This is a genomic window from Trueperella sp. LYQ143 (genome assembly GCF_046599595.1).
Taxonomy (GTDB): Bacteria; Actinomycetota; Actinomycetes; order Actinomycetales; family Actinomycetaceae; genus Trueperella.
Window position 1 is genome coordinate 1 of sequence record NZ_JBKIWR010000031.1, and the last position, 10,124, is coordinate 10,124.

A 10,124-nucleotide genomic window follows, 5' to 3' on the forward strand; every position below is an offset into this window, starting at 1 on the left:
GGTGTTTTTGTGTTTTTTTTTTTTTTTTTTTTTTTTTTTGTTGTGTTTCTTCCCCCCCCCCCCCCCCCCCCCCCCCACCACACATTTATTCCGGCAACATTCACATAGCTGAGACGATAGCTAAATGAGAGCGTCCAAGAGTCAGCCGCTACGCACTTTCTTCCATGCTGTACCGCCGCCCGTCGCGCCCTCAACCGTCAGCCTTATTGGGCATTTCTTATTTTTTTGTTTCCCGTCAGCCAAAATCAACGACAGATCAGTACCACACCTGCAGGTCAATTGCATTATCTGGGCATTTCCCCTGCGATAATGCCGCATAAGCTGCCCGAAATTCGCCCTCAATATCCGCCATACTGGTAATACCTGAGCTATGTGGGAAAATCGTGACGCGCGGATGAGTCCAGCGCCAATCCCCCGCAGGTAATGGCTCTACATCGCACACATCCAACAGCGCATGATCGACCTGGGCAGAATCAAGTGCTACCCGCAGGGCCTCATGATCGACCGTCACACCGCGCCCAACATTGACGAAAATCCCGTGCGACATATCCGCAAAGAACTCCGTATTAATCACGCTGAGGGTCTGTGGCGTATTAGGCAAGGCAACCACCACAATATCGGCTTTGCGCACAATATCCCCAGGATCAGCCATTGCTCGAACGCAATCAAAGGCGTCATTATCCGATCCAGTGCGCGATAACCCGTTAACCTCTTTAACGAACGGGCGCAATAACCGAGCGATCGCTGAACCGACGTTCCCCGTCCCCACAATCAGCGCGGTCATCCCCATAGCACTTTGCGTCCCCGACGGCTCCCAGAGCTGATTATCCTGATTCTTTCGGAACTGCTCGAAGCCGCGCACATGAGATAGCACTGCCGCCACCACAAATTCGGCGATCCGATGCGGCATCGATCCCACAGTATGCGTCAAAAGCGTCTTGGTTTCGATAATATCTTCGCGCATTTCGTGGAACTGATCTATTCCGTCGGTAGCTGCATGAATCCAACGAATATTAGAAGCAGCCGGAGTAATTGGAGGGCGAATCCCACACCAGGCATCAGCCCAAGCCAAATCCGTTAACCGCAGATCAGAATACGGCACATATCGCGTCTGCATAACATCGGAAAGGCGCTGTGCTAACTCGGAAATCGCCTGTTCGGTAATCAGTAAGTGGTGTGGTGTCATTGCCAGTCAAACTCCTGTTCAATAATGCGTCGAGCAAGACTCGGCTCATCCGTGACGATTCCGTCTACTCCCCATCCTACGAGTTTTCGTATTTCATCGGAATCATTAATCGTCCATACATGCACAGCGTAACCAAGCTGATGAGACAGGCTGATAAATTGCGGTGTGACAACCTGGATTCTTCCAGCGCGTTGTGGCACTTGGACGGCTTCAACCCCACTACTGGCGGGAAGTTGACCAAGCAGGATCCGCGATGGAGTACCTCGCTGTGCCGCTAATACCAAGCGAGTTACCGCGCCCGTCCCCAAAGATGAGCGAACCCCTGGTAACAATCGACGCAACCGGCGCAAACGTCGCTCACTAAACGAGGCCAAGGAAACCCGTTTTTCCGCATTATGCCGACGAATACACGCAGCTAGCGGGCTCACTACTGCGCCGTGTTTGGCATCGATATTAAAAATCAGATCGGGGAATTCCGCTAAGACGTCATCAAGGCGCATAATCGGATTGCCACTGCGATCGCGAACCTGCCGCAAATCCGCCCAGGAATAGTGCGAGATCTTGCCGTGGGCATCCGTAACTCGATCCAGAATCGGATCGTGGAACACTACAACGTGACCGTCACGGGTGGCATGCACATCCGTTTCGATATAGCGAAACCCCTGTTCGTGCATAGTGTGAAAGGCATAAATAGAATTTTCTGGCACTTCGTGGCCGCCGCCGCGGTGAGCGAGGACGATAGGGCGACCCCCAATGGGCCACAATCGCGGGTGAGTCATCCAGTACTCCGATCGGGCGTAACTCGCAAAATACTACTGGTTGTCCTAGGATACCGCGTTCGTCTCCACCTGGCACTTATCCCCAGGTCAACCGAGTGTGAGATACGAGAATCCCTATTTCATTTAGTTTCATTAGCAAAATGCTGGCGAGTAGCAGAGGTGTTAGCGCACCGCTGGGCACGAATCGTTCAGATGTACTGCTCCAAAATCGTTGAGCGCCACGACTGGATCCAGTAATTCGTCGTGGTCAATATCGCCACCTCGGTGAACCTCAAAGTGCAGATGCGGCCCAGTTGACCATCCTTGTGAACCAACCGCTGCGATCTTTTGACCAGCCGTAACCTTATCGCCCTTCTTGACAAACACTCCATCGTCATACATGTGTACATACCAGGAGGTGTACTCTTTGCCGTTGATGGTATGGCGAATAATAATGAGCTGCGAGGAACGCCCCTTAATGCCTTCACCCGCATGAATAACAACCCCATCAGCAATGGCATAGACGGGCGTTCCCACTGCCCCCGCAAAATCTGCACCGGTATGGAAAGAGGGGCTGCCATCAATCGGATCAATGCGTGGGCCGAAAGGCGAGGTGATCTGGTACTTACCAGCTTCCATCGGATACACCACACGCTCTTCGGTACGGAATGCCGAATCCAGGCTGCTTGCTCCGGTAGATGCCGGACATTGCGGGTTCACAGGATGTTGCTCGGAGGCCTGCGCGTATCGAGCTGAATCAGAAGCGCCCTCGACTTTCGTCAGGGATTGCGGCGTCTGCGAATCGCTGCGGGTGAAAAGTGAAATGGGGTTTTCTAAAGCCATTGCCGGCGAGGCGGCCGTGGCGTGGTCAAAGATGGACAACATCAGGCCGGCACCTGCTGCCAGGGATACGGCAAGGGTCATCGCTCCGGCCATTAGGTACTTAGAAACAGGCCGACGACGCCCATGCTCCCGTGATACCTCGCGAGCAGCCTGATTAATCGCTTCCCTGATCTGTTCCGAAGAAAGCTGCAGAGTATGCACCTGCCCAGCTATTTCTTCCGGAGTTTGCGCGCTCATCACAGACGCTGTAACGACGTTAAAAATATCTGCCGCAGAGCCATCCTGCCGTAGCTCCTGTGCAACACTACTTTTCGTCTGTTCGGTAGCAGCCAGATCCGAGGCAATGCCCCTATCCTTCGGTGCCCCAGTATTAGCTAAGCTATGCCGCGCACGCTTAGGCAAAACTGAGCCATGCGAATTGGGTGAGCTAATGTTCGCACGCGCATGCCGTGGCACACGCACAGGAGAAAGCACTTCGTATTGTGGGATTTCCAGGTGGTTAGCAGTATCACCAGATGCCTGCGCCGCCTGACGCGCAAGGCGAAGATCGCGCCGAGAGGGACGTGGTGCTGACGTATTCGACACCCGCTGTTCCCTCCTTCTGTCGGCCCAAATTTCTGAACTATCTGTCGTCAACTATAACGGTTTTATAACACCCTCGCTATGCCGTTCCTCATATCGAATTCCGAATCCCATGTGAGGCTCCTCATGGCGAACATTTTCGCTGATGACAACGGCAGAATCACGCGTCCTATCGGAAAATACCACCCGTTTGGCTTATCGCGATACATCACACCCGTTGGCGCTAGCCATATTTTCCAATCGCCGCAGTATTCATGCCCGAGGTATATGAGGCACATGCATATTCGATTTGTGGCGCCGACAGCACTCTCACATCTATTTTTGCATCGCGTCACGCACTTCCCCGACCAGTTCTTCGAGAATATCTTCCAAGAACAATACGCCCGAGATCTTGCCATCAACCGTAACTGCCGCCAAATGCGCGCCATCTTTTTGCATGGAACGCAGCGCATTTTCTACTTCGTCTCGGCTATCCACAACAGACATTTTCCGAATCCGCCACGGGGCAATCGGATCATCGCGACGCTGGGGAACAACGTCAATAATGTCTTTGAGATGGACATACCCCAATAGTTGCCGACCGGACATCACCGGATAACGCGAATACCCCTGATGGGCGATCAGCACTTCAATCTGCGCTGGCGAGGACATCGGGGTCACTGAAACAAGATCGTCCAATCCCACCATCAAATCGCCTGCGGTATGCTCAGAAAATTCCAGAGCCGAGGAAATCAATCCCACATCCGCATCTAAAACGCCCGCTTGTTTCGACGCCTGCACAATTGAGGCCACTTCATCGACCGTAAAAGCCGCACCCACCTCATCTTTCGGCTCCATCCCCAGCAAGGTAATCAGATGATTAGCAAACCAGTTCAAAGACGAAACGATAGGCATGCATATCTTCGACAGCACAACCAGGGGCGGTACTAACAGATATGACGCGCGTTCTGGCGTGGTGACGGCAAGGTTCTTCGGCACCATCTCACCGATCACTACGTGGCAATACACCACAAGTATTAAGGCAAGAATGACGGCAATCGGGTGCGTCATTGCCGCGGGAACTCCAATACGGGCAAGCGGCCCTGCAATGGAATGTGCAATCGCCGGCTCAGAGACAGCACCCAAAGCCACCGAGCACAGTGTGATCCCTAGCTGGCAGGTAGCCAGCATTAAGGTCACATGCTCCAAGGCATAGAGCACGATCTGCGCTGCTTTCTTACCCTCATCTGCCAGCGGTTCTACCCGCGAGCGCCGCGCACCCATAACCGCGAATTCCGCCCCCACGAAGCAGGCGTTCAATGCGAGCAACAGTAAGGTGATAATGAGAGCTAATCCAAGACTCATTCGCTATCCACCCCAGAGATTCGCACTGTGTCAATCCGGCGGCCATCCATCGAATCCACGATAACGCGCACCCCGTTTTCCACCCATTCGTCACCGATGACCGGAATACGACCTAGCCGAGCCATCATCCAGCCTCCGACCGTTTCCCACGGTCCGTCATCGTCAATATCTAAACCTAATTCTCGCGATATTTCGTCTGGGCGCATCAGCCCCGGAATAATCCACTGCTTATCCGCAACTACTCGGGTCCGTGCCCGACGGCGATCGTGCTCATCAGCCACATCCCCCACGATTTCTTCAACTGCGTCTTCTAAGGTCACGATTCCGGATGTTCCTCCGTATTCATCAACGACGACCGCCATTTGCAGACCTTCCACCCGCAACTGGACGAGGAGTGGTGCAAGCTCAATTGTTTCTGGAACGCGCGTCGCCTCCACCAGCAATGATGCGGAGGTCACTGGTACATCTTTCCGAGCCGCATACGGCACTGCTACTGCTCGGCGCAGATGAACAAAGCCCCGAATATCATCGAGATCTTGACCGATGACAGGGAAACGCGAATGGCCAGTTTTCCGAGCCAATTCAATAACGTCCCAGGCGCTTGCGTCCTCGCTGATAGCTTCGACGCGACCGCGATCCGTCATCACATCAATAGCCGTTAGGGCACCAATATCAATAGATCGGGTCAGTAGCCGAGCGGTTGACACGTCAAGTGTGCCCTCTTGGGCAGAGCGCCGCACCAAGGCCGATAATTCACTAGCGGAACGCGCACCAGATAGCTCGTCGGCTGGTTCCACACCAAAGCGGCGCAGAATTCGGTTTGCTGTTCCATTGAGCAAAACGATGAGCGGTTTGAATATGACCGTGAATCCGCGCAGAGGGAAGGAGACGAAAGCTGCAATTCCCAGCGGCTCGGCAAGAGCCATATTTTTTGGCACTAACTCACCGAATAGCATAGAAACCACGTTGGTTATCACGAATGCGATGGCGATTGCCGTTCCGGTTGCAGCGCCTTGCGCCAAGCCGGAATTAGCTAACCACTTTTCAAATAGGGCCTGGAGCGGTTTTTGCGCGACATACCCGAGCAGAATCGTGGTCAGAGTAATACCTACTTGGCAGGAGGAAAGCTGCAGCGACAAATTATGCAGCGCCTTGTTAACTCGTTGGGCTTTTACTTCTCCGCCTTTGGCACGATCATCAATCGTGGCTGGATCAAGAGCCACGAGGGAGAATTCGGCTGCCACAAACAAGGCATTACCGGCGATAAGGAGCACACTGATAAAAAGATAGATCAATTCACTTGGCACACGGCACTCCGCGTTGTCGTTCGATCATAGGTGTAATCGTAGCGCACCTTTATTGACGATCTGTAAAACAAGTCCAGAAAGAGTCTTGGCATGACACAGGAAAAATCTTGACATAAAGACAATCGTCGCGGGTATCACACTATATTCGACGACGAAACTCGTCAAAAATAGCACATAGTGAGGGTAAGCTCACTAAACTTTGACGTGAAGGTAATTTCGTCTACCAAGTGAGGCAAGACAGTGTCGTCACCGAATGAATTCGGAGCCAACCAAGGCTTCATTGAAGATTTATACGCCGCATATCTGCAGGATAAAGACGGAGTTGGGCCGCAATGGCAGGACATGTTCCAACAGTGGCACGCCCAAGGGCGCACACCGCGCACCTCCCCCACACCGGCTGAACCAGAGCACGATATTCCCAGCCCGCAACGGGCATTCCAATCACAAGCAGATCGAGCCGCGACGCCCTCAACCAACGTCACCCGATCTGATCTGCCGCCTCAACCACGAGCGGCTGCGAATCCCCCGATCACCCCCTACGCCACCACCTACAATCTTGCTCCTTCTTGCGCCTCAGCGGATCTTGACCCCTACGCCCAGGAAGTCAGCACACTCAAAGGTGCCGAACGTGGGCTAGCAAAGAACATGGATTCGTCTCTCTCAATTCCAGTTGCCACCTCGGTACGAGCACTACCCGCCCGAGTCATGTTTGATAACCGAACCATTATCAACAAATACTTGGCAACAACGCGCGGCGGCAAAATCTCCTTCACCCATCTCATCGCCTATGCGATGGTTGAAGCCTTGGCAGAGATGCCTGAGATGAACGTGTCTTACACCGACGACCCCAAACCGTCGCTCATTCGCCCCGAACACGTCAATATGGGCCTTGCTATTGATGTTCGTAAGCCAGACGGGACTCGTTCCCTCGTCGTGCCATCCATCAAAGCCGCCGAAACAAAGACCTTCTCCGAATTCATCGCCGCGTATGAAGAACTCGTTGAGCGCGGACGCACCAACAAACTAACCATTGAGGATTACAAAGGCACGACCGCAACCCTGACCAACCCCGGAGGGCTCGGCACCGTCCACTCCATTCCCCGCCTCATGCTCGGGCAAGGGCTGATCGTCGGCGTTGGTTCAATGACGTATCCTGCCGAGTTCCAAGGCACTTCGGAACAGTCGCTCGCACGGCTAGGAGTATCGAAAGTTGTCCATCTGACCTCAACCTATGACCACCGCGTCATCCAAGGGGCAACCTCCGGCCGTTTCCTGCAACTCATGGAAAACAAGCTGCTTGGTCTGGACGGTTTCTACGATCGCGTCTACGTCTCACTGCGCGTTCCATACACCCCGATTTTGTGGGAAAAGGACGTCGAATATGACGCCGAACGGGAATTGGGCAAGCCAGCGCGGATCGCGGAACTCATCCACGCCTACCGCTCGCGGGGGCACCTGATCGCTGACACCGATCCGCTATCCTTCCACGTGCGTCGGCACCCCGATCTGGAAATCGGCTCTTATGGTCTGACGCTCTGGGATTTGGATCGTTCCTTCCCCACCGGCGGATTCGCTCACACCAGCCATCTAACTTTGCGGGAAATCCTCGAGCAACTGAGGGAAGCGTACTGCCGTACCGTGGGAATTGAGTACATGCACATTCAAGATCCTGCCCAACGGCGCTGGTTCCAGGAGCGACTGGAACGCCCGGCTGCTCCCATCACCAAAGAGGATCGCCTGCAAATCCTGAAGAAACTCAACGAAGCCGAAGCTTTTGAAACCTTCCTCCAGACGAAGTACGTCGGCCAAAAACGTTTCTCCCTAGAAGGTGGCGAGTCTCTTATTCCGGCTCTGGATTCGATCTTGCACGGAGCGGCTAACGACGGTCTGTATCGAGTCGCTATTGCGATGGCGCATCGTGGACGCTTGAACGTCTTGACGAATATCGCCGGAAAGTCATACGGGCAAGTATTCTCCGAATTTGACGGGCGTATCGACCCCAAGAAGTTCGGTTCCGGTGACGTGAAATACCATCTGGGCACCGAGGGCACGTACACCTCACCAGAAGGCGATAACGTCGGGGTATATCTGGCGGCTAATCCCTCCCATTTGGAGGCTGCTAACGGCGTGCTTGAAGGTATCGCTCGCGCTATGCAAGACGCCCTCCAACTTGAGGAAAGCGAATTAGCTGTACTGCCTATTTTGATCCACGGCGATGCTGCGTTCTCCGGGCAAGGAGTCGTCACTGAGGTACTCAATCTCAGCCAACTTCCGGCCTATCGCACGGGTGGAACGGTCCATATCATCGTCAACAATCAAATCGGCTTCACCACAGCCCCATCGAATTCTCGTTCCTCGCGCTACACGACGGACATCACCAAGGGTCTGCAACTGCCGATCTTCCACGTCAATGGGGACGATCCAGAAGCAGTGTGCCGGATGGCCCGTATGGCCTACGAGTTCCGCATGGAATTCCACAAGGACGTCATCCTCGATATCATGTGCTACCGCAAGCGTGGGCACAACGAGGGCGACGATCCCTCCATGACTCAACCCATCATGTACTCCTTGGTCGATCAGAAGCGTTCAACTCGTCGCCTGTACCAAGAGGCATTGTTAGGGCGTGGTGATCTTTCCGAGGTCGAAGCCGCCAAAGTTGAAGATGACTTTGCCGCAACCCTGGATAAGGCATTCAAGGAAGTGCGTGAGGCAGAAGTCATCCCGCACACCGATGAAACGGCTGCAGCACATGCCCTTGGCGTACCGGAAGCGCAGCGCGAGGATGCGGGAACGATGGTCGGCTGGTCAACCGCGATTAGCCCACAGGTAGTGGCTCGTATCGGCCATGCTCATACGACGCCGCCTGAAGGCTTCACCTTGCACCCGAAGATCAGCACATTGTTTAACCGACGCAATACGATGGCCCAGGAAGGGAATATCGACTGGGGATTTGGCGAATTGCTGGCCTTTGGATCATTACTGATTGACGGAGTGCCGATCCGAATGTCTGGTCAGGATTCCCGACGTGGAACCTTCACTCAGCGCCATGCCGTCGCGCACTGCTACCGTTCGGGTGCGGAGTGGACCCCGCTGGCAAACTTGACTGAGGATCAGGCGGAGCTGAAAATCTATGATTCTGCCCTGTCGGAGTACTCGATTTTGGCCTTTGAATACGGCTATTCCGTGCAACGCCCCGACGCTTTAGTGCTGTGGGAGGCGCAGTTCGGAGATTTCGCTAATGGAGCGCAGACCGTCGTTGATGAATTCATTTCCTCAGCAGAACAGAAGTGGAATCAACATTCATCTCTGGTTGTGCTCTTGCCTCACGGCTATGAAGGTCAAGGGCCAGATCATTCCTCTGCACGTATCGAGCGCTATCTCCAGCTATGTGCCGAGGATAATATGATCGTGGTTCAGCCATCGACTCCGGCTAATTATTTCCACATGTTGCGCCAGCAGGCATATAACCGGCCGCGCAAACCCATGATTGTATTCACTCCGAAGCAGCTTCTGCGTCGTAAAGGGGCACAATCTCAGGTTGAGGAATTCACGACGGGAACCGTGCGTCCAGTTATCGGTGAAAGCCGCGAGCTATACGGGGTGGATCGGGTGCTGATGTGTACGGGTCGCGTGTATTACGACCTGGTGGAGGCCCGTGAGGAGAATGGCGACGAACACACCGCTATTATTCGGGTCGAGCAGCTTTACCCGAATCCGGTTGATGAGCTGCACGCCGAGCTGGAGAAATATCCCAATGCGGAGTTGTACTGGGTGCAAGACGAACCGGCGAACCAGGGCGCGTGGGGGCACTTCCAACTGCGGATGTTCCCGCAGCTTGACCGACCTGTTCACTTGATCTCTCGACCAGAAGCTGCCTCTACGGCGGCTGGCTTGGCCACTATGCATCGCCAAGAAGCCGAGCGCTTGATGCGCCAAGCTTTCGAGCGTCACGATTAAAACTGAGTGACACGTTCCGCGCATTAGCGGATAGCGCGTCAGAATAGGACATCCGGTGTGGCCGGTTATAGCTAAAATTTAGTGTAGCTATAACCGGCCACACCGATGCAGAATGCTGATCTTAAAATATTTTCACAGCTGTAACCA

Annotated in this window: 6 protein-coding genes; 1 reads left to right on the forward strand and 5 read right to left on the reverse strand. The window is 54.1% G+C overall.

The window, feature by feature from the left end:
• Positions 1-256: 256 nt before the first annotated feature.
• The 5 genes from ACLHIL_RS08825 to ACLHIL_RS08845 form a co-directional block, all read right to left on the reverse strand.
• Complete coding sequence (locus ACLHIL_RS08825) at positions 257-1,186, reverse strand: NAD(P)-dependent oxidoreductase (protein WP_411297594.1); 930 nt, start codon at positions 1,184-1,186, stop codon at positions 257-259.
• The gene (locus tag ACLHIL_RS08830; protein ID WP_411297595.1) at positions 1,183-1,965 is read right to left on the reverse strand and encodes a glycerophosphodiester phosphodiesterase; all 783 of its coding nucleotides are present in this window, start codon (positions 1,963-1,965) and stop codon (positions 1,183-1,185) included. The genes ACLHIL_RS08825 and ACLHIL_RS08830 overlap by 4 nt, the downstream gene beginning before the upstream one ends.
• 162 nt (positions 1,966-2,127) lie before the next feature.
• Positions 2,128-3,372, reverse strand: coding sequence for a M23 family metallopeptidase (locus ACLHIL_RS08835; RefSeq protein ID WP_411297596.1), 1,245 nt, complete (start codon positions 3,370-3,372; stop codon positions 2,128-2,130).
• Positions 3,373-3,684: 312 nt separating this feature from the next.
• Positions 3,685-4,713 (reverse strand): hemolysin family protein, encoded by a 1,029-nt coding sequence (locus ACLHIL_RS08840; RefSeq protein ID WP_411297597.1) that lies wholly within the window; start codon positions 4,711-4,713, stop codon positions 3,685-3,687.
• Entirely contained in the window at positions 4,710-6,020 is a 1,311-nt protein-coding gene (locus tag ACLHIL_RS08845; protein ID WP_411297598.1) for a hemolysin family protein, read from the reverse strand. The genes ACLHIL_RS08840 and ACLHIL_RS08845 overlap by 4 nt, the downstream gene beginning before the upstream one ends.
• Before the next feature lie 240 nt (positions 6,021-6,260).
• Between ACLHIL_RS08845 and ACLHIL_RS08850 the strand changes: the two genes are divergently transcribed.
• A complete protein-coding gene (locus tag ACLHIL_RS08850; RefSeq protein WP_411297599.1) occupies positions 6,261-9,977 on the forward strand; it encodes a multifunctional oxoglutarate decarboxylase/oxoglutarate dehydrogenase thiamine pyrophosphate-binding subunit/dihydrolipoyllysine-residue succinyltransferase subunit in 3,717 nt (1,238 codons plus the stop codon).
• The last annotated feature ends 147 nt before the right edge of the window (positions 9,978-10,124 follow it).

Coding starts and splice junctions, on each gene's coding strand:
- ACLHIL_RS08825 (WP_411297594.1), bottom strand. CDS start 1,186: ATGACACCACACCACTTACTGATTACCGAACAGGCGATTTCCGAGTTA.
- ACLHIL_RS08830 (WP_411297595.1), bottom strand. CDS start 1,965: ATGACTCACCCGCGATTGTGGCCCATTGGGGGTCGCCCTATCGTCCTC.
- ACLHIL_RS08840 (WP_411297597.1), bottom strand. CDS start 4,713: ATGAGTCTTGGATTAGCTCTCATTATCACCTTACTGTTGCTCGCATTG.